Source organism: Nocardia thailandica NBRC 100428, from assembly GCF_000308795.1.
Taxonomy (GTDB): domain Bacteria; phylum Actinomycetota; class Actinomycetes; order Mycobacteriales; family Mycobacteriaceae; genus Nocardia; species Nocardia thailandica.
Window position 1 is genome coordinate 1 of sequence record NZ_BAGK01000154.1, and the last position, 24,011, is coordinate 24,011.

Below are 24,011 nucleotides of genomic sequence, written 5' to 3' on the forward strand. Positions count from 1 at the left end.
ACCGGGCGGATGTAGAGCTTGGCGGTGGTCGCCAGCGCGCGGGCCTGCCCGCCGTCGTCACCGGGCACGGTGATCACCAGGTTGTCGCCCTCGATGGCCACCTCGGAGCCGGACACGCCGAGGCCGTTGACGCGGCGCTCGATGATGTCCTGGGCTTCCTTGAGGCTGTCGCGGCTCGGCTTGGAGCCGTCGGGGGTGCGTGCGGTCAGGGTGACCCGGGTGCCGCCCTGCAGGTCGATGCCGAGCTTGGGCGTGGGGGAATGATCACCGGTGAAGAACACCAGCGCGTAGATCACGGCCAGCAACGCGGCGTAGGCGCCGAGCAGCCGGTACGGATGCGCCGATCCCTGGGAAGGTGGCACAGCAGGTCATCTCCTAGGCGGAAGTCGAAACTGGAAGAGCGTCAGGGCACGGCGGCGCCCCGCGGGGACGCGACGGGCGCGCGCCCTCCGGCACGGACCCGCGCGGAGTCAGTCCTTGGTCAGCCGGGTCTCGGTCTGCTCGGCCGACTCCTCGACCGCGTCCGTGGCGGCCGGGGTCTCGGCGCCCGCCTCGGCCTCGGTGCTCGCGGTGTCGTCGGCGCGGACCTCGCGGATGGCCTGGCGCAGCCAGGTGGTGACGACGTCCTCGGCGATCTCGAGGTCGACCGAGGTCTCGTCGGCCTCGATCACGGTGCCGTACAGACCGGAGGTGGTGATCACCTGGTCACCGACCTTGAGGCTCTGCTGCATGTCCGCGACCTTCTCCGCCTCGCGCTTCTGTTTGCGGATGCCGAAGAACATCGGCACGAGCAGGGCGAGGATCAGCAGCGGAAACAGGAAGTCCATCGTCGGTGTCAGTCCCTAGTCGAGTGGTGGACGTGCAGGTACGCCAGACAGTCTGCCAGGAGTCGCGGGCGGTGACACACCGGACACCTGCTTCTACCACGAACCCCGCCCCCGGCACGGGCCGGAGACGGGGTCGGTGAGCGGGTGCGTACCTGGGTCAGGCGGGGGTTCCGTAGGCGTAGTCGTCCAGCGGGAACGACACCGCCTCCCGGTGGGCGTTCATCGTGCTGGTCGGCCGCAGCAGCGCGGCCTCGCCGTGCTGGTTGAAGTAGTAGCTGCGCGAGCCCGCGCAGTCCCCGCCGTAGAACACCGAGGAGTCCAGCTTGTCGGTGACGCGTGCCAGGAAGGCCGCGTTGGCCGACTCGGTCACCTCGAAGACCCGCTCGCCGCGGCGGAACAGCTCGCCGAAGAGCCTGCCCATGTGCTTCATCTGCGCCTCGATGGTGGTGAAGTAGGACAGGCCGCTGTAGGAGTACGGGCTGTTGAGGCTGAGGAAGTTGGGGAAACGGGGCACGGTGATGCCCTCGTAGGCCTGGAAGCGGTGCTCGCGCCAGAACGTGCCGAGGTCGCGGCCGTCGCGGCCGGTGATGGCGAAGGCCGGGAAGTTCACGTCCCACAGGTTGAACCCGGTGGCCAGCACCAGGGTGTCGATGCGGGTGGTCCGGCCGTCGGCGGTGACGATGCCGTCGGGTTCGATGCGCTCGATGGCGTCGGTCTCCAGCCGCACGTGGGGTTCGTTGAAGGTCTTGAAGTAGCGGTTGGAGAAGGTGGGGCGCTTGCAGCCGAAGTCGTAGTGCGGGGTCAGCCGGGCGCGGGTGTCGGCGTCGCGGACCTGGGCGCGCAGGTGGGCCTTGGCCAGGGTCGCGGCGACCCGGTTGAGCGGCTTGGCCTGCTTGTAGTGCAGCACGCCGAGCACCATGAGGGCCTCGAGCAGGCCGGTGTTGACCAGCCGGGCCGCCTTCTGGGTGACCGGCACCTTGGCGAACAGGTTCTGTACCGCGCCGGGGATGGGGGCGTCGATCTTGGGCACCACCCAGATCGGGGTGCGCTGGAACACCGTCAGCGCGGCGGCGGCGTCGGCGATCTCGGGGACCAGCTGCACGGCGGTGGCGCCGGTGCCGATGATCGCGACCCGGCGGTCGGTGAGGTCGAAGGAATCGTCCCAGGCGGTGGTGTGCAGGATCGTGCCCTCGAAGGACTCGATGCCGGGGAACGGCGGGGTGTAGGGCTGGGAGAGGAAGCCGGTGGCGGTCAGCAGGTAGCGGCCGGTCAGGCTGGTCCCGTCGGCCAGGGTGACCTCCCAGTGCTGCTCGGTCTCGTCCCAGCGGGCGGCGGTGACCGTGGTGCCGAAGCGCATGCGCCGGCGCAGGTCGTACTTGTCGGCCACGTGCTCGGCGTACTTCTTGAGCTCGGCGCCCGGGGCGAACAGCCGCGACCAGTACGGGTTGGGCTCGAAGGAGTAGGAGTAGGTGACCGAGGCGATGTCCACGGCCAGGCCCGGGTAGTGGTTGACATGCCAGGTGCCGCCGAGATCGTTCTCGCGCTCGAGGATCAGGTAGTCGGACAGGCCGAGCCGGTCGAGCTGGATGCCCGCGCCCATGCCGCCGAATCCCGCGCCGACCACGATTGCGTCGTGCCGAGGTGCCACGTCGAACCTCCGAAGATGCCGCGTGCCGACCCGCCGGTATCTGTGACGTGGCGACACATGATGAGTGACAACACAGTACCAGCGGTATCGGTGACCGACCAGCGCCGGAACCACCCCGCCCGACCGCACGGCGCAGGGCGCCCGAAACCGGTCACCCCGAACGGATTTCGCCCCGGACGTGGCGCGGATCACAGCGCGGCGCGGGGATCGGGTACCGACGGGTACGAATTACCGTCATCCGTAAAGCAGACATCCGGCGAACTGACACAATGACCGCTGTGACCCCTGACGAAGTGTGCCGCACTCATTTCGCCATGCCCACCCTCGGCCATCGCGGTTACCACGCCGACGAGGTCGACGCCTTCCTCCAACAGGTTTCGGCCACCCTCACCGGGCACGGCAGGCTCACCGCCGACGACGTCCGGCACGTGCATTTCGGCGCGCCCCGCTTCGGCGGCCGCGGTTACCAGGCCGACCAGGTCGACGACTTCCTCGACCGCGTCCGTACCGAACTCGAGCAGCGCCAGCACGGCGCGCGCCCGGTGCCCGCCGGCCGGGCCCGCTCCGGCGCGACCGCCGTGCTGACCCCCGACGACGTGCACAACATGCGTTTCACCGCGGCCGCCGTCGGCTACCGCGGCTACAACGAGGAGGAGGTCGAGGCCTTCCTCGACCTCGTCGCGGCCACCCTGGCCCACGACGGCCCGGGCAGCCTCACCGCCGCCGACGTGCGCGAGGTCCGCTTCACCGACGCCCGGCGCGGCACCCGCGGCTACACCCGCGAGGAGGTCGACGCCTTCGTCGACCTGGTCGTCGCCGCGATCGACCGGGGCTGATCCGGCGCGGCGCGGTCAGCCCTGGATGCTGTGCAGTTCGGCCTCGGTCAGGTCGTCGGGGAACACGAACTTGCGCAGCGCCCAGAAGCGGAACGCCATGGCGAGCAGCACGCCGAGGATCTGCCCGGAGACGAAGTTGGCCACCGCCTGGACCACCGGGCTGACCTCGGGCACCCGCAGGTTCAGCACGTAGAGCGAGATCGCCTGCGGGATCATCGTCACCCCGATCCCCAGCGCGCTGACCGCGAAGAACAGCGCCGCCTCGTGGTGACGCTGCCGGCCGCCGCGGGTGCGGAACGACCATTCGCGGTTGAGCAGGTACGAGGCGATGGTCGCGATCAGCGCGCCGAGCAGACGGGCGGTCAGCGGCTTCTCGCCGAGCACGGTCAGCTTCACCGCGTAGACCACGCCCGTATCGATGAACCAGGTGACGGCGCCGACGACCGCGAACTTCAGCAGCTCCCGGTTGCGGATAAGCGTAGAGCGCAGCGGTTCCGGGACGTGGGAGAGCACGGTCGCGACCAGCATGCGGGCGACGATAACCGAACGGGCGCCGCCGCGCTCAATCGAACAGAGCCGGGCTGTCGGCGTTCTCGCGGCCGCGGACCTCGATCGCGCCGATGACCAGGTCCGGCGGCGGCACGAGCCCGAGGTGTTCCCAGGCGGCCGCGGTCGCCACCCGGCCGCGCGGGGTGCGCGCCACCAGACCCGCGCGCACGAGGAAGGGCTCGCACACCTCCTCGACGGTGGCGGCCTCCTCCCCCACCGCGACGGCCAGCGTCGACACGCCGACCGGCCCGCCGCCGAAGCCGCGGACCAGGGCGCCGAGCACCGCCCGGTCGAGCCGGTCGAGACCGAGCCCGTCGACGTCGTAGACCTCGAGCGCGGCCCTGGCCACGGCCAGCGTGATCACGCCGTCGGCGCGGACCTCGGCATAGTCGCGGACCCGGCGCAGCAGCCGGTTGGCGATGCGCGGCGTGCCGCGCGAGCGCCCCGCGACCTCGGCGGCGGCGTCGGCCTCGATGGTGACGCCGAGGATGCGCGCGGACCGCTGCAGGATGCGCAGCAGTTCCTCGGGTTCGTAGAAGTCCATGTGGCCGGTGAAGCCGAAGCGGTCGCGCAGCGGACCGGTCAGCGCGCCGGAGCGGGTGGTGGCGCCGACCAGGGTGAACGGCGAGATGTCGAGCGGGATGGAGGTGGCGCCGGGGCCCTTGCCGACGACCACGTCGACGCGGAAGTCCTCCATGGCCAGGTACAGCATCTCCTCGGCGGGCCGGGCCATGCGGTGGATCTCGTCGATGAACAGCACGTCGCCCTCGACCAGGTTCGACAGCATGGCGGCCAGGTCGCCCGCGCGCTCGAGGGCCGGGCCCGAGGTGATGCGCAGGGCGGTGCCGAGTTCGGCGGCGATGATCATGGCCATGCTGGTCTTGCCGAGGCCGGGCGGGCCCGAGAGCAGCACGTGGTCGGGGGTCGCGCCGCGCTGCTTGGCGCCGCGCAGCACCAGCGCCAACTGTTCGCGGACCCGGGGCTGGCCGATGAAGTCGTCGAGCGAGGTGGGGCGCAGGCCGGTCTCGAGCTCCCCGTCGGAGTCGAGACGGCTCGCGCTGACGGCGGATTCGGGGTCGTCGTCGTACATGACCTACCTGTTCTTGCCCAGCAGGGCCAGGGCGGCGCGCAGGGCGACCGAGGTCGTGGCGGCCGGGTCGTCGGACAGCACGGAGTCCACCGCCTGTTCGGCCTGCCGGGCGGGGAAGCCGAGCCCGACGAGCGCCTCGATCACCTGGTCGCGCACCGGGGTCGCGGGCACGACGCGTTCGGCGCCGGGCGCGCCGGTGGGCACCGGGACCAGGTTCACCTTGTCGCGCAGTTCGACCACCATGCGCTCGGCGCCGCGCTTGCCGATGCCGGGGACCCGGGTCAGCGCGGCGACGTTGCTCTCGGCGAGCGCCTTGCGCAGGGCCTCGGGTTCCAGGACGGCCAGCACGGCCATGGCCAGGCGTGGGCCGACGCCGGAGACCGTCTGCAGCAGGCCGAACAGGTCGCGGGCCTCGGTGTCGGCGAAGCCGAACAGGGTCATCGAGTCCTCGCGCACGATCATCGCGGTGTAGAGGCGGACCTCCGCGCCGCGGGTGAGCCCGGCCAGCGTGGACGGGGTGGCGTTGAGGCGATAGCCCACCCCCGCGGCCTCGAGCACGACGTGATCGAGCGCGATCTCGAGGACCTCACCGCGTACCGACGCGATCACCCGCGCACCGCCTTCCGTTGTTCGGCCAGCCGTTGTTCGTAGCGTTGCCGCGCCGCGTCGGCCCTGGCCTGTGCCTCGGCCATGCGCTCGAGCAGCGGGGCCCGCCAACAATGACAGATCGCCAGCGCCAGCGCATCGGCGGCGTCGGCGGGCTTGGGCGCGACCTGCAGGCCGAGGATGCGGGTGACCATCGCGGTCACCTGCGCCTTGCCCGCGGTGCCGCTGCCGGTGACCGCGGCCTTCACCTCGCTGGGGGTGTGGAAGGCGACCTTGATGCCACGGCGCGCGGCGGCCAGCGCGATGACCCCGCCCGCCTGCGCGGTGCCCATGGCGGTGCGCACGTTGTGCTGGGCGAAGACCCGTTCGATGGCGACGGCCTCGGGGCGGTGGGTGTCCATCCACTCCTCGGCGGCGTCGGACACGCGCAGCAGCCGGTGGGCGAGTTCGAGGTCCTGGGGGGTGCGCACCACGTCGACGGCCAGCGCGGAAACCCTTCGGCCGGGCCCGCTCTCGACCATCGAGATCCCGCACCGCGTGAGCCCGGGGTCGACGCCCATCACCCGCACGGGGACCCCCTTCGAAGACGCGAACAGTTGTTCGAAGTCTAGAGCACGCCGGCGACACGGCGGACCAGCGACACGGGACCGTCATACCTAGAGCTGCTAGGGTTCATACCTGACGGTGCTAGGTATAGGAGCACGATGCACATCGACAAGGATCTGGTGGCCGCCTCGGCGACGCCGCTGGTGCTGGCGATTCTCGCCGAGGGCGAGTCCTACGGGTACGCGATCCTCCAGCGGGTGGACACGCTGTCCGGCGGGCGGATGCAGTGGAGCGACGGGATGCTCTACCCGCTGCTGCACCGGCTCGAACGCCTCGGCTACGTCTCGGCGGCGTGGCGCACGGCCGAGACCGGGCGGCGCCGCAAGCACTACACCCTCACCCCGGCCGGCCGGGAAGCGCTGGCGGAGCGGCGTTCCCAGTGGGAGGTGGTGGCCTCCTCGCTCGAGCAGCTGTGGCGCACCGCCGCGCTGCCGCCCGCCGACGCGAAGGGATGGGCGTGATGGACGCCGACCTCGAAGAGCAGATCGGCCTGTGGCGCGGGTACGTGGCGCGGCGCGGCGCGATCGCCGCGGCCGACGTGGACGAGATGGAGGACCATCTGCGCAGCCAGGTCGGCGACCTCGAGTCCGCCGGCCTCAGCGCCGACGAGGCGTTTCTCGTCGCGGTCAAGCGGATGGGCAGCGTGGACGCGCTGTCCCGGGAGTTCGCCCGCGAGCACTCCGACCGGCTGTGGAAGCAGCTGGTGCTGGTCGCCGACGAGGCGGGCGACGGCGACGACCGGATCAGGGAACTGCTGGTGGCGTCGGGATTCGCGGTGGCGGCGGGCGCCGCGCTGAAGGCCGGGATCGAGCTGCTGGGCGAGGACCGGCTGCCGGTGAACCTGAGCCTGCTCGTGCTGCCGTTCCTGGCCGGCTTCTTCGCCTGGAAGCGGCGGCTCGCGCCGCCCGCGCTCGGCGTGCTCGCGGCGGCCTTCGCCGTCCTGGCCGTCCTGGTGAACGTCTACCCGTTCGCGCGCGGCGGCGACACCGAGATCCTGGTGGCCGTCCACGCCCCGATCGTCGCGTGGTTCGCGGTCGGGCTCGCCTACGCGGGCGGGGACTGGCGCTCGGACCGGCGGCGGATGGACTTCGTGCGGTTCACCGGCGAATGGGTCGTCTACCTGACGCTGCTGGCGCTGGGCGGCGGCGTGCTGACCGGGCTGACGGTGGGGGTGTTCGGGGCGGTCGGCGTCGACGTCGAGTGGTTCGTGCAGGGCTGGGTGCTGCCCTTCGGCGTCGCGGGGGCGATGGTGGTCGCGGCGTGGCTGGTGGAGGCCAAGCAGAACGTGGTGGAGAACATCGCCCCGGTGCTGACCCGGGTCTTCACCCCGCTGACCGTGCTCATGCTCGTCGCGCTGCTGGTCGCGTTCGCGACCACGCGCAGCGTGATCGACGTCGACCGCGACCTGCTCATCCTCATGGACCTCGTGCTGGTGCTGGTCCTCGGCCTGCTGCTCTACGCGCTCTCGGCGCGGCCGCCGCACGGCGCGCCCGACCTGTTCGACCGCCTCCAGCTGGCGTTGGTCGTCGCGGCGCTGGCGGTGGACGTGGTGACCCTGTCGGCCATGGCGGGCCGCATCGCCGAGTTCGGCGTCAGCGCCAACAAGGCGGTCGCGCTGGGGCTGAACCTGGTGCTGCTGGTGAACCTGGCGTGGTCGGCCCGCCTCGGCCTGGCGTTCGTGCGGGGGCGGGTCGGCTTCGCCGCGCTCGAGCGGTGGCAGACCGGCTACGTGCCGGTCTATCCCGCCTTCGCGGCCGCCGTGGTCGTCGCGATCCCACCGCTGTTCGGCTTCGTCTGAACCACGGCCGCGACCGGACGGGCCTCCGGCGCGCCCGGTCAGTCCAGCGCGGTGCGGAAGGCGGCCAGCGCCCGGTCGTCGAAGAGCACGAATCGCACCTGCTCGATCGCACCCGCCGAGGCGCGGACGGCCGCCACCGCGATGCGCGCACCGTCGTCGATCGGCCAGCGGTACACGCCGGTGGAGATGGCCGGGAAAGCGACCGTCGCCGCGCCGAGTCCGCCTGCCACCCGTAGGGATTCGCGATAGCAGGAGGCGAGCAGGTCGCTCCGGTCCTCGGTGTCCGACCACACCGGTCCCACCGTGTGGACGACCCAGCGGGCGGGCAGGTCGCCCGCGGTGGTGGCCACCGCCTGCCCGGTCTTCAGGCCGCGGCCCAGGTGCCCGGCGCGCAGGGCCCGGCACTCGGCCAGGATGGCGGGCCCGCCCCTGCGGTGGATCGCCCCGTCCACGCCACCGCCGCCGAGCAGGGAGGAATTGGCGGCGTTGACGACCACGTCGACCTCCTGGGTGGTGATGTCGCCGCGTACCGCGATCAGTTCCGTCATGCCGCGAGTCTGCCGCATCCCGTCACCGCGTTGCCAGGGCTTTCGGAGGCGGTTCACAGCGGATCTCGAGGAACGCCGCCGACACTGCGCGGGTGCCCGTGAACCGTGTCGCGCCCGCCGTCGTTCCGCCGCCCGTCCCACCGTCCGCGCCGCAGGTCACCGGCGGCACCGGATTCCACCAGGGCACCGCGCTGCTGCACGGCTGGTTGCCCGCGACGGTGGAGGCGGTGGCGGCGGGCCTGCTCGTGGTCGCGGTGACGCGGCGGTCGCGGGGCTGGTGGCGGTGGCGCCTTCCGGTGTGCGCGTGGCTCGGCGCGCTGGTCGCGGGCGGGTCCTGGTGGTACACGGTCGACGAGGGGTTGGCGTCGGATCCGGCGCCGGTCACGCTGTGGCTGGCGATCGGCGGGTTCGCGGCGGCCGTGGCGGTGGCGGTCCTCGGCTGGGCGGGCGCGCGCTGGTGGCGGCGCGGCGTGGCGCTCCTGGCGGTCCCGGCGACGCTGCTGGCCGCCGGTGTCGTGCTCGACGAGTGGGTCGGCTACTACCCGACCGTGGAGTCCGCCTGGGGCGCGCTCACCGCCGAACCGCTCCCCCATCAGGTCGACCCCGGCGACCTCGCCGCGCTGCGCGGCACGCGTCCCACCGAGGGCCGGATCGTGCCGGTCACGATTCCCGATGCGGCGCAGGGCTTCCCGCACCGCACCGAATACGTGTACCTCCCGCCCGCCTGGTTCGCCGGGCCCACCCCGCCCGCGCTGCCGGTGCTGATGATGATCGGCGGCGAGTTCAACACCCCCGCCGACTGGATCCGCAGCGGCCGGATCATGCCCGCCGTCGACGCCTTCGCCGCCGCGCACGGCGGGCAGGCGCCGATCCTGGTGTTCGTCGACTCCAGCGGCAGTTTCAACACCGACACCGAATGCGTCGACGGCCCGCGCGGCGCGGCCGCCACCCATCTCGTCCGTTCCGTGCCGCAGTACGTGACAAGCACCTTCGGCGCGTCGGCCGACCCGGGCCGCTGGGCGGTGGCGGGCTGGTCGATGGGCGGCACGTGCGCGGTCGACCTGGCCGCCATGCATCCCGAGCTCCTGCGCACCTTCCTCGACATCGCCGGGGACCTCGGCCCCGCCTCGGGCACCAAGGAGCAGACCGTCGCCCGTCTCTACGGGGGCGATGCCGCCGCCTGGGACCGCTACGACCCGGCGACGGTCCTGACCGCGCACGGCCCCTACACCGGAGTGGCCGGGCTGTTCGACGATCTCGCCCCACCCACGCACGGCGGTCCGCCCCGCGACGACCACCAGGTCCGGCCTCGGCCTCGGCCCGACGAGGACTCGATCGGCTTCGGCGGCCGCGACGGCGCGGGCGGCCAGGTCCGGCCGGGCGCCGCGACCACGCTCTGCGAGCGCGCCCGCGCGGTCGGCGTCGACTGCACCGTCTACACGACGCCCGGTGGGCACACGTGGCAGTTCGCGAGCGCCGCGTTCACCTCCGCGCTGCCCTGGCTCGCGGCCCGGGTCGGCATCGCCTGAATCCGGTTCAGGACACGGCGAATTCGGTGGTGGCGCCGCCGATCGGGAACCGGCCGCCCGCGGCGTCCCTGCGGTCGCCGGAGTAGACGAGGCGGAACGTGCCCTCGGTCCCCTCGGGCACGGTCCAGCTCAGCGTCACCGTCGAGGCCGCCGTCCCGGTGCGCGCCCAGCGGAATTCGGTGCACCAGTCGTTGTCGTCGTGGACGGTGCGCCAGTCCGGGCCCTCGCGCCGCTGCACCTCGAGATAGGTGCCGCCGTGGCGCAGGTCGTTGTGGGGATGGGCGCCCGCGAAGGTGGCGACCACGGTCTCGCCCGGCCGACAGCTCGCGGGAGGCTCGCTGAGCACCTCGCCGAAGGCGTGCCCGGCGGGCGGTTCGTCGGCGGGGATCGGCGGGACGAGATCGGGCTGGAATCCGGACTTGTCCAGGGGTGCGGGGCCGCGGCCCAGGTCGCCGCCCGCCGCGAGAGCGCGGGCGAGCCGGTCGAATTCCTGCAGGTAGGCCGACAGGGTCCAGCGCCCGAACAGGGTCTCCCCGCCCTCGTACTGCTGCGCGTCGTACTCCTCGGGCGTGGTGACGTACTGGGTGTAGCCGTTCGAATAGCCCTGCAGCAGCACGTTCTCCACGGGGGTGCCCAGCGCGCGGGCCACCACCCGGCGCACCCGCAGCCCGGCCACCACGGTGAACTCGGCGGGCGCCGCGGCCAGCACGAGCTCCCCGATGCGCAGGATCTGGATCGGCACGATCTGGGGCACCCACGGCCCCGCGGGCAGCAGGCCGAGCGGCGCGGCGATCAGCTTGGGCGCCTGCACATCCCGCATCCACTGGGCGACGGGCGCGTCGAGGCCGCCCACCGCGGCGACGAACGGATTCGTGGTGCCCTCGCGCAGGAATCCCAGCTGGGAACGCCAGTTGTCCTCGGTGCTCGTGGCCGCGCCCGCCGCGCCCATCATCGCCGGGCCGGTGCGCGCGGGCTTCCCGTCGGGGGTCCAGGTGCCGTCGATCTCGATGGCGGACAGGTCGAGGTAATGGGTGATCGCGCCGACCCCGCCCGCCCGCATCGGCCGGGCGAGCGCGAACGCCGTCCGGCCCGCCTGGTACTGGCGTTCGCCGATGATCGCGCAGTTGAGCCGGTTGTCCTCGGTGGGACCGGAGGGATGCATGAACGCCAGGTTCAGGTTCGGGGTCAGGTCGCCCGCGTTGGTCTGCGGGAAGGCCGCGACGAAGGCCGCGGGCCCGTCGGTGTGGCGGACGCCGTGCTCGTCGTGCTCCCAGCGGTAGCTGGCGTAGCCCTTGTTGTCCCCGGCGATGAGGTAGTTGCGGTCGGTCAGCGAGGTGCCGTGGGTGGCGAACCAGGTGATCGCGCCGACGTCGGTCCCGCCGCGCGAGAGCCGCAGCACGGTGACGGCGGGGTCGATCGCGTCCGGGAAGAGCGCCTTCTCCTCGGCGGGGTTGCGGTCGAAGGCGCCGCGCGAGCGATTGGCGCTGGCGTCGAAGAGTTCCCCGCGGCCGAGGCGTACGGTGCCCGGCGCCAGGGACTCGTGCGCGCGCACCACGGCCTCGACGATGCCGTCGACCTCGGCGCGGTAGGACGCGGCCTTGAATCCCATGGCCGCCAGCGAGTAGGCGAAGTCCCAGGAGGTGCCCGCGCAGGAGGCGTGGGTGTGGGTGGCGTTGAGGTTGACGTTGGTCTCGGTGTAGAGGTCGCCGAAGCGGCGGCCCAGTTCCGCGATCACGCCGAGGTGCACCGACTGGAACAGGCAGGCCACGTCGGCGGTCACGAAGACCACCCGCTGCCCGGTGGCCCGGTCGGCGATGACGTAGGCGCGCGCCCAGCAGCGTTGCAGCAGTCCCTCGGCGATCTGCTCGGCGTCGGAGTAGCCCATCATGGCCTGCCCGGCGACGGCTCCGGTCATGTCGGCGATCCCGCATCCCACCAGGTAGCCGGTCTCGCTCTGCGCTCCCGCCCGGACGGCACCGGGGCCTGCCAGCCCCGCCGCCGCCGAGGACAGCACCGCACCGGCCAGGACCGCTCGACGCGACACGTTCATTCGGTACTCCTCCCCCTCCTCCCCGCAGCCCGGGGTTCACGAACTGGACACTTGACTAGTTCGTGAACTATGACACACCGCGCCGATCTTGTCAGCCCCCGCGCCGAAAAACGCCGAAGGGCCCCGGCACGGCGCCGGAGCCCTTCGCGCGACCGCGCTTTCGCGCTCAGTCGTCGAGCTGCGCGGCGACCTCGTCGGAGATGTCGACGTTGGTGTAGACGTTCTGCACGTCGTCGCTGTCCTCCAGCGCGTCGACCAGCTTGAGGACCTTGCGGGCGCCGTCCACGTCCACGGCCACCGAGACCGAGGGCTGGAAGCCGGACTCGGCCGAGTCGTAGTCGACACCGGCGGACTGCAGCGCCGAACGCACGGCGATCAGATCGCCCGGCTCGCTGATGATCTCGAAGGAATCGCCCAGGTCGTTGACCTCCTCGGCGCCGGCGTCGAGGACGTGCTCGAGCACGTCGTCCTCGGACAGACCGTTCTTCTCGAGGGTCACCACACCCTTGCGGGCGAACAGGTAGGCCACCGAACCCGGGTCGGCCATGTTGCCGCCGTTGCGGGTCATCGCCACCCGGACCTCGCCCGCGGCGCGGTTGCGGTTGTCGGTGAGGCACTCGATGAGCACCGCGACACCGTTGGGGCCGTAGCCCTCGTACATGATGGTCTGCCAGTCGGCGCCGCCGGCCTCTTCGCCACCGCCGCGCTTGCGGGCGCGCTCGATGTTGTCGTTGGGGACCGACGACTTCTTCGCCTTCTGGATGGCGTCGTACAGCGTCGGGTTACCCGCAGGGTCACTACCACCGGTGCGGGCCGCCACCTCGATGTTCTTGATCAGCTTGGCGAAGAGTTTGCCGCGCTTGGCGTCGATCCCCGCCTTCTTGTGCTTGGTGGTGGCCCATTTGGAGTGGCCGCTCATGCCCTACTTCCTTCAGGTCGGTTGCGTGTCTGCCCGGGCGGACAACACCGCAAGCCTACTCACCGGAGGCGGCGTCGTTCATCACGGGTTCAGCCCGTGTCCGCCGGGGCGGGCGCGCGCTCAGCCCCGCGCGCGCACCAGATCGACGAACAACCGGTGCACCCGCAGATCCCCGGTGACCTCCGGATGGAAGGAGGTGGCCACCACGTCGCCCTGGCGCGCGGCCACGATCCGGCCCGCGAACGGCCCGTCGGGCACCCGCGCCAGCACCTCGACCCCCGGCCCGACCCGCTCCACCCACGGCGCCCTGATGAACACCGCGCGCACCGGGCCGTCGAGGCCGGCGAAGTCCAGGTCGGTCTCGAAGGAGTCGACCTGGCGGCCGAAGGCGTTGCGCCGCACGGTCATATCGATACCGGACAGGTGCTCGGCGTCGGCGCGGGTGTCGAGGACCTCGGAGGCGAGCAGGATCATCCCGGCGCAGGAGCCGTAGGCGGGCATGCCCTCGCGCAGCCGCTGCCGGACCGGCTCGAGCAGCTCGAACACCTGCAGCAGCTTGGAGATGGCCGTCGACTCCCCGCCGGGCAGGACCAGCGCGTCCACCGCGGCCAGTTCCTCCGCGCGGCGCACGAGCACCGCCTCGGCGCCGCATTCGGCGAGGGCGGCCACGTGTTCGCGCACATCGCCCTGCAGAGCGAGGACGCCGACGACGGGACGGGAGGAGGTTGCGTTCACCCGGCCGAGCTTACGGATGGCGCCGGTGTGCGCCCGCTCACGCTCGCCGCGCGGTCAGTCCCGGCGCAGGGTCCGGATGAGGCCCTCCTGCATCACCATGGCCACCAGGTTGCCCGCCCGGTCCCAGATCTTCCCCTCGGTCAGCGCGCGGCCCGCCTGCGCCGACGGGGAGGACTGGTCGTAGAGCAGCCACTCGTCGGCGCGGAACGGGCGGAGGAACCACATGGCGTGGTCGAGCGACGCGTCCTGGGTGGGGGTGTCGGGGTGGATGGCCTTGGACGAGCCGAGCAGGGTCATGTCGCTCATGTAGGCCAGGGTGCACACGTGGAAGAGGTGGTCGTCGGGCAGCGGGTGGCGGTAGCGGAACCACACCTGCTGGGCCGAGACCACGCCCTCGCGCTGGGTGGCCTGCCCCGGCGGCACGTGCCGGATGTCCCAGTGCTCCCATTCGCGCATGGCCCACAGGCGTTCCGGGCTCAGCGTGGTGCTGGCGTCGGGCAGGTGGTCCGGCGGCTCGACCGTCGGCATGACGTCCTGGTGCTCGGGCCCCTGGTCGCCGTGGTGGAAGGAGGCCGACATCATGAAGATGGCCTGGCCGTCCTGGATGCCGGTGACCCGGCGGGTGCAGAACGAGCGGCCGTCGCGGATGCGCTCGACCTGGTAGACCGTGCGCGCGAGCGGGTTGCCCGGGCGCAGGAAGTAGCCGTGCAGCGAGTGCACGCGGTAGGCGGGGTCGACGGTGCGCACGGCCGAGACCAGCGCCTGGCCCGCCACCTGGCCGCCGAAGGTGCGGGGCAGCTGGGATTCGGTGATCGCCCCGCGGAAGATGTCACGCTCGAGCCGCTCGATCTCGAGGGCCTCTTCGATGGTCGCCATGATCTGGACAGTAGCCCGGCCGCGCCGCGCGGAGCCCGGCGGCTCGCCCCGTACCGGCCGTTCGGTCCGATGTGATAAGGACCGGTGGTGCCCCGTTTCGCCCCGATCACGCCCGCCGCCTTCGCCGCGCTGGTGGCCGACCGGCTCGCCGCGCTGCCCGGCAGGCGGGTGCTCGCCGTCGACGGCGCCGACGCCGCCGAACCCCTCGCCGCGGCCGCGCGGATCGTCGAGGCCGTGCGCGAGCGCGGGCGGTCGGCCGAGACGGTCGCGCTGCACGACTTCGTGCGCCCGGCCTCGCTGCGCATGGAGTTCGGCCACACCGACGAATGGTCCTATCGCCGCGCGTGGTTCGACTACGCGGCGGTGCGGCGGGAGATCCTGGTCCCGCTCCGCGAGCGGGGCACGTGGCTGCCCGCGCTCTGGGACGAGGCGGCCGACCGCTCGGCCCGCGCCGCGGTGCGCGCCGCCCCGGCGGATCTGGTGCTCGTGCTCGCCGGGCCGATGCTGCTGGGCCGTGACCTGCCCTTCGACCTCACCGTGGAACTGGCCGTGAGCGAGGCGGCGCTGCGCCGCCGCACCCCCGCCGCCGAGGCGTGGACGCTGCCCGCGCTGGCCGCGCACCGCGCGGAGCACCCGCAGGAACCGACCTGGTCGCTGCGCTGGGACCACCCGGACCGGCCCGCCCTGCGGACGTGACGAGACCCCGCCCGGAGGATCCGGACGGGGTCTCGCTCGGCACTGCCTAGGCGCAGGCGGTGGACTGCTGGCCCAGGTTGGTGAGCATGGTGCAGGCCCACGACTTCTGGACCTTCCACTTGCCGTCCTCGGCCACGAACGGCACGTCGACCACGTTGGTCTGGCCGTTGAGGGTGAAGTTGGCCTTGGCGTTGACGCTGTCACCGAAGGAGGTCACCTCGGTGACCTGCACCTGCACGTTGGCGTCCTTGGCGGCCTGGGCCAGGCGGTTCGGCAGCTCCGGGTCGGCCTGGGCGCCCTGGACGAACTCCAGCTTCTGCTCGTTCGGGATCGACGGGTCGAGCGCGGTGTTCAGCTGGGCGTTGAGCTCGGCCACGGTCGGCACGGGGGGCAGGTTCGCGGCCGACGTCGCGGACGTCTTCACACTGGTGGTGGTCTTGGCAGCGGTCGTGGTGGTGCCCTTGTCGTCGCTGCACGCACTCAGTCCCAGAGCCGCAACCACGGCCAGGCCGGCGATCGCGACACGTCCGGTCGTCCGAAGCTTCATCCACTCGTCCTTTACTTGGTCGGGGTCGGTTGTCCGACTGGCAGGCACCCGATCGCGCGCCACAGGCGAGGCCGGCGACGATGCCACGCGCCGGACGCTACCGAGCGAACTTGTGGGAATCCTGAGATGGGGTCCGCCCAACCATGAGAGTTACCCGGATTCACACCAAACGATGCCCGCCGTCGACGTGCAGCACGGTACCGGTCATGAACGGATTCCGCACTACCGCAAGGAAAGCTCGGGCGATGTCGTCGGGCGTGCCGAGCCGGCCGCCGGGCAGCCGGGCCGCCATCGCCCGATGTCGTTCGGCCTTCTCGGCCCCGGCGAAGGCGTCCCAGATCGGCGTGTCGACCCAGCCGGGGGACACCGCGTTGACCCGCACCGGGCCCAGTTCCACCGCCAGCGCGGCGGTGAGCCCGGCCAGTCCCGCGTTGACCATGGCGACCAGCGAACCGCCCGGCGCCGGGCGGTAGGCGGCGATGCCGGAGGTGAAGGTGAGCGATCCGCGCTCGGCGAGCCGGGCGTACCTGGCCACCAGCGCGGGACCGATCATCTTGGCGGCCACCACCTTCGCCGCCACCTCGGTGTCGAAGGCGGCGATCGGCTGGTAGGCGCCGGTCATGTCGGCGGCGGTGACCACGACGTGGTCGATCTCGCCCGTGGCGGCGAACAGCGCCGCCACGTCGTCCTCGCGGGTGATGTCGGCGACGTGGGTGCGCAGGGTGCCGGCACGGCCGCCGAGTTCGCGCGCCGCGGCCGCCAGCCGATCCGCGGACCGCCCCGCGATCGTGACCTCGCCGCCCTCGGCGAGCAGGGTGGCGGCCAGCGCCAGACCCATTCCCGAGCTGCCGCCGATGATCACCGTTCTCTCGTTCTCTGTCATAGGTCCAGCTCAGCACCGGTCCGTGGGGAAAGCCATGTGGCAGTTCCGCACTCGTGTGAGGCGGCGCCTAACACCGGAGGTGGGGACGGGCCGGCCCGCGGGTCAGCCGGTCGCGTCCCAGGGGAATTCGGCGACCAGCGGGTGCTGGGTGGCGGTGCGGTGGATCGCCAGGTACTCGACGCGGAGGGCCCCGCCCGCGAGGGGCCGCCACGCCAGGCCGGGATGGTCGCGGACGCGGGCCGAGCCGAGGCCGATCAGGTCGAGCCGGGCCGGGAGGACGGCGAGCATCTGCGCGTGGCCCATCGCGTTCTCGCTGAGGCGGACCCGGGCGCCGCGGGCGGCCAGTTCGGCCAGGAGATGGGCGTGCAGCCCCGGCGCGGCCTCCCGGGCGAACAGGATCAGCTCGTGGCCGGCCAGGTCGGCCGGGGCGATCTCGGGGCGACGGGCGAGGGGGTGCGCGGCGGCGAGGACGACGCCGAGGTCCTCCGTGGCGACGACGCGCGCGGTGAGGTGGCCCGGCAGGTCGAGCGGGGCGCGGACCAGGGCGAGGTCGACCTCGCCCGCCTCGACCATGCGCAGCTGCTCGGCGGAGGTGCCGCCGGTGAGGACGAGCCGGGCGCCGACGGCGCGCGCGGCGTGGTCGGCCCGCCGGGCCAGCGCGGGCGGCGCGCCGTTGAGGAGGCCGAAGCGCACCACCTCGCCGCCGCCCGCGGTCACCCGGCGGGTCGCGCGCGCGGTCTCGTCGGCGGCCGCCAGGACCGTCCGTGCCCCGCGCAGCAGCGTCTCCCCCGCCGGGGTCAGCGCGACCTGCGGCTCCCGCACCAGCAGCGGCCCGCCCAGTTCGCGCTCCAGCACGCGGATCTGCTGGCTCAGCGTCGGCGTGGTGACGAACAGGCGTTCCGCGGCCCGCCGGAAGTGCAGTTCCTCGGCGAGCACGACGAAATACCGCAGCTGCCGCAACTCCACCGCCCGACCCTATCCGCCGCCGCCCGGCGCGCCCCGACCGCTCACCGGGCGAGGAACACCGCCAACCCGAGACCGCCGACGCCGATGGCGATCTTGAGCGGCCCCGGCGGGATGACCTTCACCAGCGGCGGCCCGCACCAGCCGCCGGCCAGCGCGCCGAGGGCGAGCGCCACCGCGGCCGCCCAGTGCACCGGGCCGAAGACCGCGAAACCGACCGCGGCGACGAGGTTGGAGATGCCGAGCAGGAAGCTCTTGAGCACCGTGGCGCTCCACAGCGTCTCACTCGTGCACAGCAGCATCAGCGACAGGAAGATCACCCCGGCGCCCGCGCCGAAGTAGCCGCCGTAGACCGCGGTCAGGAAGATGCCGGCCGGCACGAGGCGCGGCAGGTGCGCCTCGCCGAGATGCCTGCGCACGAGCGGCTGGACCAGCAGCGCCAGCGAGGCCAGCGCCACCAGCGCGGGCACGATCCGCTCGAAGACCCTCGGCGGGGCGACCAGCAGCAACACCGCCCCGAGCACCCCGCCGAGCGCCGACAGCACCGACCACCGGACCAGCGTCGGGCCGCGCCCGGTCAGCTCGCGCCCGGAGTTCGCGGTGGCGCCGACCCCGATCGCCACCAGCGACACGGTGTTGGTCACGTTCGCCGCCACGGGCGTCAGGCCGGCCGCGAGCAGGGCGGGGTAGGACACGATCGAGGCCATCCCGGTGACGAACCCGACGATGCCGGTGCAGAATCCCGCGACGACCAGCAGCAAGAGTTCGGGCCAGGTCACGTACCGACCCTACGGTATGTTCTGTGGCCCTCCTCGCCGCGGGGCGCCGTGCCGAGGCCGCGGCGACCGCCCGCTACGGTGGAGCGCGAACGACGGTGCGGGAAGGGAACTTGCGATGATCCACGGGGGCCGCCGATGAGCGCCCGCCCCGCGCTCTACCGCGGGACCCGCTGGGCCGAGGACGGTTCCTGGTCCTACGAGCTGGCCCACCCCGACGGCACCCTCCGGCGGCTGCCCGGGATCGGGACGCGGCTGGCGTTCCGGGTGACCGGCCCCCAGCGCTACTGCCTCGGCCACCGCAGCTTCGACGGCGTGCGCGGCGAAACCCGGCCGTGCCCGCAGGCGGCACCGGTCACCGCGGGCAGGCAGTGCGACCGCTGCCGCATCCGGGAGGGCTGGTCGGTGGTGCACGCGCACCGCGGCCCCCTGGAGGCCCTGCCCGAACAGGTCCGCGGCTACATCGCCCAACCGCACCACCTCTACATCGCCTACTTCGGCCGTGGCATCGCCAAGGTCGGCACGGCGTCGGCGGTCCGCAGGCACCGCAGGCTCTACGAACAGGGCGCGCTCGTCGCCCGGTTCATCGCCGACTCCCCCGACGGCCTGCACGTGCGCGACCTCGAACGCCTGGTCTCCGGCGAGACCGGCCTGCGGCAGGCGGTCCCCGCCGCCACCAAGACCCGCGTCCTGACCGAGCCCCTCGCCGCCTGGGCGGCGCTGGAACGCGAACTCGCCGAGGCCGCCGACCACGCCGCCACCGCCCTGCCCGCGGGCACGGCCGCCGCCGGCGCGCACTGGACGGGCGGCGCGCGCTTCTACGCCACCCTGCACGCGCGCGGCCGCTACCCCACCGCCACCGACTTCGCCGCCCCCACCGGCGAATACGCCCTCGACGCGGTCACCGCCCACGGCCACACCCTGGCTTGCCGCGCCGAGTCCGGCGACGGCGAACTCGTCCTGGTCGACGACTCGCGCCTGATCGGCCGCCGCATCGAACTCGACGACACCATCACCGCCACGCCCGAGCCCGCGCAGGCCGGGCTGTTCTGACCGGCGCACGAGTCGCCGCGCGCAGGTGGGGACGTGCCTCGCTCCGTCGCGGAAACGCCGACTTTAGACTTAACCCATCTGGAACTCCATCGCCTGGCGGACCAGGCCGACGATGTAGCCGAGGTCCGAGCCCTCGTCCAGCCCGACTTCGGTCGGACCGTTACCCCAATGCCCCTTGCCACTGACGTCCCACGCCAAGCCGCGCTCATCGTGCAGCGCCTCGATCGGGATGTTCAGGCTGAGCCTCATCCGCGCCTTCTGCGGGACGACATCGACGAAGTTGGTCTCGGCTTTGAAGGCGACGTAGAGCTTTAGGAACTGCCGGCTGATACCAGGGTCGAGAGCCAGGACCTCGGCGCTGAACTTCTCGAACAGCGCCCGCCTGGGTTGCGGAAGCAGATGCGGGTGGTCCTCGATGGTGAAGTCGGACTCGGCCCGTTTGCCCTCGAACTCCGTAAGGGTCTCGGTCGGCAGCTCGGGGCGGGTCCAGATCCGGAGAGCTTCGCCCGCGAGCCGTGCCGCGCGCTTCCGAATCTCATCAGCATTCCAGGTCTCGAGCTGGCCCAGACCCTTGTTCAATCTCAGGGGGCTGTCCCTGAACCCGCCCTCCATGTCGCGTTTAGCCTCGAACGGATGGTCGGAGTACTCGGAGTTGTAGCCGGTCAGCGTCAGGTTGCCCAGCGTATGCAAGTACTTCGCCTGCACCTCCTGCCACCCGTCACCGAGCGCATTGCGCCAATGCGCCGAGAGGTTCTCGTTCTGCGGCAGAATGTGCTCGATCGTGTAGTCCTCGATCGTCACATGCTCCTTCCTACCGAAATTCTCCAGCATGCGCAGAAAGTATGAGCGCCGCCGGAAGTTGTAGAGGTCGTTGGTCGCGAGGCCCGCCTCGAACTCGGCGTCGCTCGGAAACCGTCGGTAGCTCTTCATACTGAGGAAGTGCGCCTTGACGCTCTCGACATAGCGGTCCTTGCGCACCGCGAGGCTGAAGCCGGCGAAGGTCTTGTTCAGTGAGTTGGTCGGAATACGGCAGACAGCGCGCCGGAAGATGTACGACGTGACGAGATCGACGATCTGCAGGACATCATCCCGCGTCAGGATGTCAAGGTCGTAGTCGGTGTAGACCTCGAGCAGGAACGGGTAGACGACATCGGCCTTGATCTGGTCCAGGTCCTTGAAGGCTCTGAGCAGCGTCGGGTCGCTCTCCTTGCCTAGCGCCATGGCGACGTAGCGCCGTGCGTACTGACGCAACTCGACCACGAGCGACTGGATCGTCTCATCGGACTTCGTGAACCTAGTCGCGTGGTCCTTGAAGGCGTCGTAAATGTCGTCCAGACGCGGGATCTCGCCGCTCTTGATCGTCAGGTAGTGGCGGACGAACTCGTCGAACTGGCTCTCGCTCGCGCCGGCGAACTCGAGCTCCATGGGATGCCAGTAGGCTGTGTACAACTTTTCCTGCTGCTTCGGCGGCAGGTCCATCAGCACGTAGTTGCGGATCAGGTCGGCCTGCGACAGCTTCTTGCCGGTGGAGTTCATCGCCTCGAAAACGAGCTGAGGGTTGTCCGCCCCGCGTTCGAGCTTCACGTCGACCACGACGAGTTTGTCGAGCCCCTTGCTGACAACAGCCAGATCGACATCCGGCTCCGCGAGCTTGCGCTGGAAGAACTCGTAGTTCTCGGTCACCCGGGTGACCGTGTCGGTGGGTGGAGGTGCACCCTGCAGGATCGCAATCAGCGCCTGCTTGTCACTTTGGGAGAGAATCAGTTTGAACTGACGCTCACCGTCCTCGTCGTCGTTCAGCAGGAATCTGTTCCGGATCTTCTTCGGCGAGAACCCGTCCCACGGCTCACGTTGATCCTCCGGCAGCATGTCCAGGCGGGCGGCCAGTGCCGCGAGGATGAGAGTCACGGTCGTCACGCGCTGCTGACCGTCGATGATCAGGTCGGGATCGGCCGAGGTGTTGGTGGACTGGTCCTTGGCGACGTAGACGATGGACCCCGTGAAGTGCGATCCGAGCGCGGGTGTGGACCCCGCCCGGATGATGTCAGCCCATAGCTGCGCGCACTCTCCCTCGTGCCAGGAGTAGAGACGCTGGTAGATGGGAACGATGAACTGGCTGCTCGCCTTGAGCAGAGTGAGCAGGTGCGAGTCGACAGCCTTCACCGTTGCTCCTTCACGTCGGTCTGAGAAGCAATCTATCGTCAGGAACCGACAAAGGTTGGGTGCGCTGCCATTTCCGAGGTATGCCTATGCCGATCTCGGCCCTGCAACACCAGCCGTTGACCCCCGAACAGCCGAGTCCGCGCCGCAAGAACTTCTGCGGCGCGGACTGGATTTGTCCGGTACGGGCACTTACCAGCCGCGCTCGGCGAGGCGATGGGGCTGCGGGATCTCCTCGACGTTGATGCCGACCATGGCCTCGCCCAGGCCGCGCGACACCTTGGCCAGCACGTCGGGGTCGTCGTAGAAGGTGGTGGCCTTGACGATGGCCTCGGCGCGCTGGGCCGGGTTGCCGGACTTGAAGATGCCGGAGCCGACGAACACGCCCTCGGCGCCGAGCTGCATCATCATCGCCGCGTCGGCCGGGGTGGCGATACCGCCGGCGGTGAACAGCACGACCGGCAGCTTGCCGGTCTGGGCGACCTCGCGGACCAGCTCGTAGGGGGCCTGCAGTTCCTTGGCGGCGACGTAGAGCTCGTCCTCGGGCAGCGAGGTGAGGTGGCGGATCTCGTCGCGGATCTTGCGCATGTGGGTGGTGGCGTTGGAGACGTCACCGGTGCCCGCCTCGCCCTTGGAGCGGATCATGGCCGCGCCCTCGGTGATCCGGCGCAGGGCCTCGCCCAGGTTGGTCGCGCCACAGACGAAGGGGACGGTGAAGTTCCACTTGTCGATGTGGTTGCTGTAGTCGGCCGGGGTCAGCACCTCGGACTCGTCGATGTAGTCCACGCCGAGGCTCTGCAGGATCTGCGCCTCGACGAAGTGACCGATCCGGGCCTTGGCCATGACCGGGATGGAGACGGCGGAGATGATGCCGTCGATCATGTCCGGGTCGCTCATCCGCGAGACGCCGCCCTGGGCGCGGATGTCCGCGGGCACGCGCTCGAGCGCCATGACCGCCACGGCGCCGGCGTCCTCGGCGATCTTGGCCTGGTCCGGGGTGACCACGTCCATGATCACACCGCCCTTGAGCATCTCGGCCATGCCGCGCTTCACGCGAGCGGTGCCGACGGTGGTGGTGGTATCGGTCACGGTGGTCTCCTGGGTCATGTGCGCCTATCGGGTCGCAGCGGTCGGGGGCATCACCGATTCTAGGTCCACCCCGAATCGGCGTTCATAGCCAGTCGGAGGCCACTGGACTGGTCACGACCTGGGGATATGCCGCCTCACCGGCCGTCTGGACCGCTGCCCGGCGGGCGCGGCGTGAGGCGACGCACACTCGCGGGTGCGCCCAGCGCGCCGCTCAGCGCGGCGGCCGCGTGCACCGCGTGCGCCGACCGGGCGTGCCGGGCCAGCGCGTCCGGGTCGGCCCACTCCTCCACCAGCAGCAGGCGCTCGGGGCGGTTGGGGTCGGCGTACGGGGCGAACGCCAGGCAGCCGGGCTCCTCGAGGGACGGTTCGACGAGCGCCTCGAGCGCGGTGCGGACCCGATCCTCCCGGCCGGGCGCGGCCAGGAGTTCGGTCAGCACGACGACGCTCACGGCCGGGCCGGGCCGGTGCCCGCCCCGGTCGCGGTGATCGCCGCCGCGATGGCGTCCCGGTCGGCGGGGGTGAGGGCGATCCGGCCCGCGCCCGCCCAGCCGTCGACCTGCGCCGACGTGCGCGCGCCGACGATGGCGCCGGTGATGCCGGGCCAGTCCAGCACCCAGGCCAGCGCGATCTCGGCCACGCTCGCCTCGTGCCGGTCCGCGATGGGGCGCAGGGCCTGCGCCAGCGCCAGATTGGCCGTCAGGCCGGTGGTGAAGTCGGCGTGGGTCGAGCGCCAGTCGTCGGCGGTCAGCCCGGCCGCCCGCTCGGCGGTGAACGCGCCGGTGAGCAGCCCGGACTGCAGCGGCGAGTAGGCGATGACCCCGGTGTCGTGCGCCCGCGCCCAGGCGATCTCGGCGGCGGCGCCGCGGTTGATCGCGGAGAACGGCGGCTGGATCGCGTCGACGTGGGCGACACGCTCGGCCCGGTCGAGCAGCGCGGTGTCGTGGTTGGACAGTCCGATCGCGCGCACCTTGCCCTGGGCCTTCAGCTCGGCCATGACCTGCCAGTACTCCTCGATCGGCGTGGCGTTCGGGGACACGGCGCCGAAGCCGCCGCCCGCGTACTCCAGGGATTCGCCGGTGTCGGGGTAGTGCACCTGGTACAGGTCGATGTGGTCGACGCCGAGGCGGCGCAGCGAGTCGTCGAGCTCGCGGCGCACGCTGTCGGGACGCATGATCCGGCGCGGCGCGGCGGCGGGATCGGCGGGATCCCAGGTGAGTCCGGCCTTGG

Annotated in this window: 25 protein-coding genes and 1 pseudogene; 6 read left to right on the top strand and 20 right to left on the bottom strand. The window is 71.7% G+C overall.

Going from position 1 to position 24,011, the window contains the following annotated elements:
* The 3 genes and pseudogenes from ON36_RS16335 to ON36_RS16345 all read right to left on the bottom strand — a co-directional run.
* Positions 1-362, bottom strand: a pseudogene (locus ON36_RS16335) (protein translocase subunit SecD); the annotation flags it as partial.
* Positions 363-470: 108 nt separating this feature from the next.
* Positions 471-827: a preprotein translocase subunit YajC gene (yajC, locus tag ON36_RS16340; RefSeq protein WP_043653787.1), complete on the bottom strand. Its 357-nt coding sequence runs from the start codon at positions 825-827 to the stop codon at positions 471-473.
* Between the two features lie 157 nt (positions 828-984).
* The gene (locus ON36_RS16345; RefSeq protein ID WP_373281806.1) at positions 985-2,427 is read right to left on the bottom strand and encodes a flavin-containing monooxygenase; all 1,443 of its coding nucleotides are present in this window, start codon (positions 2,425-2,427) and stop codon (positions 985-987) included.
* Positions 2,428-2,744: 317 nt separating this feature from the next.
* Here ON36_RS16345 and ON36_RS36635 point away from each other — a divergent pair, with 317 nt between their 5' ends.
* Positions 2,745-3,311: a DivIVA domain-containing protein gene (locus ON36_RS36635; RefSeq protein ID WP_043653792.1), complete on the top strand. Its 567-nt coding sequence runs from the start codon at positions 2,745-2,747 to the stop codon at positions 3,309-3,311.
* Positions 3,312-3,326: 15 nt separating this feature from the next.
* Here ON36_RS36635 and ON36_RS16355 read toward each other — a convergent pair whose 3' ends face one another.
* The 4 genes from ON36_RS16355 to ruvC are packed head-to-tail and all read right to left on the bottom strand — an operon-like array spanning position 3,327 to position 6,125.
* Entirely contained in the window at positions 3,327-3,839 is a 513-nt protein-coding gene (locus ON36_RS16355; RefSeq protein WP_043653795.1) for a GtrA family protein, read from the bottom strand.
* A gap of 34 nt (positions 3,840-3,873) precedes the next feature.
* Positions 3,874-4,950 (bottom strand): Holliday junction branch migration DNA helicase RuvB, encoded by a 1,077-nt coding sequence (gene ruvB, locus ON36_RS16360; RefSeq protein ID WP_043653798.1) that lies wholly within the window; start codon positions 4,948-4,950, stop codon positions 3,874-3,876.
* Positions 4,951-4,953: 3 nt separating this feature from the next.
* Positions 4,954-5,559, bottom strand: a complete 606-nt coding sequence (gene ruvA, locus ON36_RS16365) for a Holliday junction branch migration protein RuvA (RefSeq protein ID WP_043653802.1) — start codon at positions 5,557-5,559, stop codon at positions 4,954-4,956.
* Positions 5,556-6,125: a crossover junction endodeoxyribonuclease RuvC gene (gene ruvC / locus ON36_RS16370; protein WP_043653805.1), complete on the bottom strand. Its 570-nt coding sequence runs from the start codon at positions 6,123-6,125 to the stop codon at positions 5,556-5,558. Before ruvC ends, ruvA begins: the two co-directional genes overlap by 4 nt.
* A 135-nt stretch (positions 6,126-6,260) precedes the next feature.
* Between ruvC and ON36_RS16375 the strand changes: the two genes are divergently transcribed.
* Entirely contained in the window at positions 6,261-6,623 is a 363-nt protein-coding gene (locus ON36_RS16375; protein WP_043653808.1) for a PadR family transcriptional regulator, read from the top strand.
* Positions 6,614-7,960 (top strand): permease prefix domain 1-containing protein, encoded by a 1,347-nt coding sequence (locus ON36_RS16380; RefSeq protein WP_373281805.1) that lies wholly within the window; start codon positions 6,614-6,616, stop codon positions 7,958-7,960. Before ON36_RS16375 ends, ON36_RS16380 begins: the two co-directional genes overlap by 10 nt.
* A 38-nt stretch (positions 7,961-7,998) precedes the next feature.
* Here the strand turns inward: ON36_RS16380 and ON36_RS16385 are convergent, their stop codons facing one another.
* Entirely contained in the window at positions 7,999-8,508 is a 510-nt protein-coding gene (locus tag ON36_RS16385) for an O-acetyl-ADP-ribose deacetylase (RefSeq protein WP_043653841.1), read from the bottom strand.
* 92 nt (positions 8,509-8,600) lie between these two features.
* Between ON36_RS16385 and ON36_RS16390 the strand changes: the two genes are divergently transcribed.
* On the top strand, positions 8,601-10,037 hold the full coding sequence (locus tag ON36_RS16390; RefSeq protein WP_245558105.1) for an alpha/beta hydrolase: 1,437 nt from the start codon (positions 8,601-8,603) through the stop codon (positions 10,035-10,037).
* 7 nt (positions 10,038-10,044) lie between these two features.
* Here ON36_RS16390 and ON36_RS16395 read toward each other — a convergent pair whose 3' ends face one another.
* The 4 genes from ON36_RS16395 to ON36_RS16410 all read right to left on the bottom strand — a co-directional run bounded on the left by ON36_RS16395 (position 10,045) and on the right by ON36_RS16410 (position 14,617).
* On the bottom strand, positions 10,045-12,087 hold the full coding sequence (locus ON36_RS16395) for a neutral/alkaline ceramidase (RefSeq protein ID WP_043653810.1): 2,043 nt from the start codon (positions 12,085-12,087) through the stop codon (positions 10,045-10,047).
* Positions 12,088-12,253: 166 nt separating this feature from the next.
* Positions 12,254-13,006 (bottom strand): YebC/PmpR family DNA-binding transcriptional regulator, encoded by a 753-nt coding sequence (locus ON36_RS16400; RefSeq protein WP_043653813.1) that lies wholly within the window; start codon positions 13,004-13,006, stop codon positions 12,254-12,256.
* A 120-nt stretch (positions 13,007-13,126) separates the two neighbouring features.
* Positions 13,127-13,741, bottom strand: coding sequence for a pyridoxal 5'-phosphate synthase glutaminase subunit PdxT (pdxT, locus tag ON36_RS16405; RefSeq protein ID WP_043653816.1), 615 nt, complete (start codon positions 13,739-13,741; stop codon positions 13,127-13,129).
* A 54-nt stretch (positions 13,742-13,795) separates the two neighbouring features.
* Positions 13,796-14,617, bottom strand: a complete 822-nt coding sequence (locus ON36_RS16410) for an acyl-CoA thioesterase (protein WP_043653819.1) — start codon at positions 14,615-14,617, stop codon at positions 13,796-13,798.
* A gap of 87 nt (positions 14,618-14,704) precedes the next feature.
* On the opposite strand from ON36_RS16410, the gene ON36_RS16415 reads away from it, so the two are divergent.
* Positions 14,705-15,313, top strand: coding sequence for a nucleoside/nucleotide kinase family protein (locus tag ON36_RS16415; RefSeq protein WP_043653847.1), 609 nt, complete (start codon positions 14,705-14,707; stop codon positions 15,311-15,313).
* Between the two features lie 46 nt (positions 15,314-15,359).
* Here ON36_RS16415 and ON36_RS16420 read toward each other — a convergent pair whose 3' ends face one another.
* The 4 genes from ON36_RS16420 to ON36_RS16435 all read right to left on the bottom strand — a co-directional run bounded on the left by ON36_RS16420 (position 15,360) and on the right by ON36_RS16435 (position 18,485).
* Positions 15,360-15,860: a WKL family lipoprotein gene (locus ON36_RS16420; protein ID WP_043653821.1), complete on the bottom strand. Its 501-nt coding sequence runs from the start codon at positions 15,858-15,860 to the stop codon at positions 15,360-15,362.
* A gap of 160 nt (positions 15,861-16,020) precedes the next feature.
* Positions 16,021-16,743 carry an SDR family oxidoreductase gene (locus ON36_RS16425; protein ID WP_043653823.1) on the bottom strand — a complete coding sequence of 241 codons (723 nt, stop codon included), beginning with the start codon at positions 16,741-16,743 and terminating at the stop codon, positions 16,021-16,023.
* Between the two features lie 102 nt (positions 16,744-16,845).
* Positions 16,846-17,709, bottom strand: a complete 864-nt coding sequence (locus ON36_RS16430) for a LysR family transcriptional regulator (protein ID WP_052314050.1) — start codon at positions 17,707-17,709, stop codon at positions 16,846-16,848.
* A gap of 41 nt (positions 17,710-17,750) precedes the next feature.
* Positions 17,751-18,485: a sulfite exporter TauE/SafE family protein gene (locus ON36_RS16435; protein WP_043653824.1), complete on the bottom strand. Its 735-nt coding sequence runs from the start codon at positions 18,483-18,485 to the stop codon at positions 17,751-17,753.
* A gap of 135 nt (positions 18,486-18,620) precedes the next feature.
* Here ON36_RS16435 and ON36_RS32785 point away from each other — a divergent pair, with 135 nt between their 5' ends.
* On the top strand, positions 18,621-19,535 hold the full coding sequence (locus ON36_RS32785) for a DUF2797 domain-containing protein (RefSeq protein ID WP_052314051.1): 915 nt from the start codon (positions 18,621-18,623) through the stop codon (positions 19,533-19,535).
* Between the two features lie 69 nt (positions 19,536-19,604).
* Here ON36_RS32785 and ON36_RS16445 read toward each other — a convergent pair whose 3' ends face one another.
* The 4 genes from ON36_RS16445 to ON36_RS16460 form a co-directional block, all read right to left on the bottom strand.
* A complete protein-coding gene (locus ON36_RS16445; protein WP_043653827.1) occupies positions 19,605-21,698 on the bottom strand; it encodes a DUF262 and DUF1524 domain-containing protein in 2,094 nt (697 codons plus the stop codon).
* Positions 21,699-21,887: 189 nt separating this feature from the next.
* Complete coding sequence (gene pdxS, locus ON36_RS16450) at positions 21,888-22,802, bottom strand: pyridoxal 5'-phosphate synthase lyase subunit PdxS (protein ID WP_043653829.1); 915 nt, start codon at positions 22,800-22,802, stop codon at positions 21,888-21,890.
* 116 nt (positions 22,803-22,918) lie between these two features.
* Entirely contained in the window at positions 22,919-23,233 is a 315-nt protein-coding gene (locus ON36_RS16455; protein WP_043653832.1) for a putative quinol monooxygenase, read from the bottom strand.
* On the bottom strand, positions 23,230-24,011 hold a 782-nt coding region (locus tag ON36_RS16460; protein ID WP_043653835.1), incomplete at its 5' end, for an aldo/keto reductase. The genes ON36_RS16455 and ON36_RS16460, both read right to left, overlap by 4 nt.

Coding starts and splice junctions, on each gene's coding strand:
- ON36_RS36635 (WP_043653792.1), top strand. CDS start 2,745: ATGACCGCTGTGACCCCTGACGAAGTGTGCCGCACTCATTTCGCCATG.
- ON36_RS16380 (WP_373281805.1), top strand. CDS start 6,614: ATGGGCGTGATGGACGCCGACCTCGAAGAGCAGATCGGCCTGTGGCGC.
- yajC (WP_043653787.1), bottom strand. CDS start 827: ATGGACTTCCTGTTTCCGCTGCTGATCCTCGCCCTGCTCGTGCCGATG.
- ON36_RS16425 (WP_043653823.1), bottom strand. CDS start 16,743: ATGACAGAGAACGAGAGAACGGTGATCATCGGCGGCAGCTCGGGAATG.
- ruvB (WP_043653798.1), bottom strand. CDS start 4,950: ATGTACGACGACGACCCCGAATCCGCCGTCAGCGCGAGCCGTCTCGAC.
- ON36_RS16410 (WP_043653819.1), bottom strand. CDS start 14,617: ATGGCGACCATCGAAGAGGCCCTCGAGATCGAGCGGCTCGAGCGTGAC.
- ON36_RS16420 (WP_043653821.1), bottom strand. CDS start 15,860: ATGAAGCTTCGGACGACCGGACGTGTCGCGATCGCCGGCCTGGCCGTG.
- ON36_RS16355 (WP_043653795.1), bottom strand. CDS start 3,839: ATGCTGGTCGCGACCGTGCTCTCCCACGTCCCGGAACCGCTGCGCTCT.
- ON36_RS32785 (WP_052314051.1), top strand. CDS start 18,621: ATGAGCGCCCGCCCCGCGCTCTACCGCGGGACCCGCTGGGCCGAGGAC.
- ON36_RS16385 (WP_043653841.1), bottom strand. CDS start 8,508: ATGACGGAACTGATCGCGGTACGCGGCGACATCACCACCCAGGAGGTC.
- ON36_RS16375 (WP_043653808.1), top strand. CDS start 6,261: ATGCACATCGACAAGGATCTGGTGGCCGCCTCGGCGACGCCGCTGGTG.
- ON36_RS16345 (WP_373281806.1), bottom strand. CDS start 2,427: ATGGGCGCGGGCATCCAGCTCGACCGGCTCGGCCTGTCCGACTACCTG.
- ON36_RS16400 (WP_043653813.1), bottom strand. CDS start 13,006: ATGAGCGGCCACTCCAAATGGGCCACCACCAAGCACAAGAAGGCGGGG.
- pdxS (WP_043653829.1), bottom strand. CDS start 22,802: ATGACCCAGGAGACCACCGTGACCGATACCACCACCACCGTCGGCACC.
- ON36_RS16395 (WP_043653810.1), bottom strand. CDS start 12,087: ATGAACGTGTCGCGTCGAGCGGTCCTGGCCGGTGCGGTGCTGTCCTCG.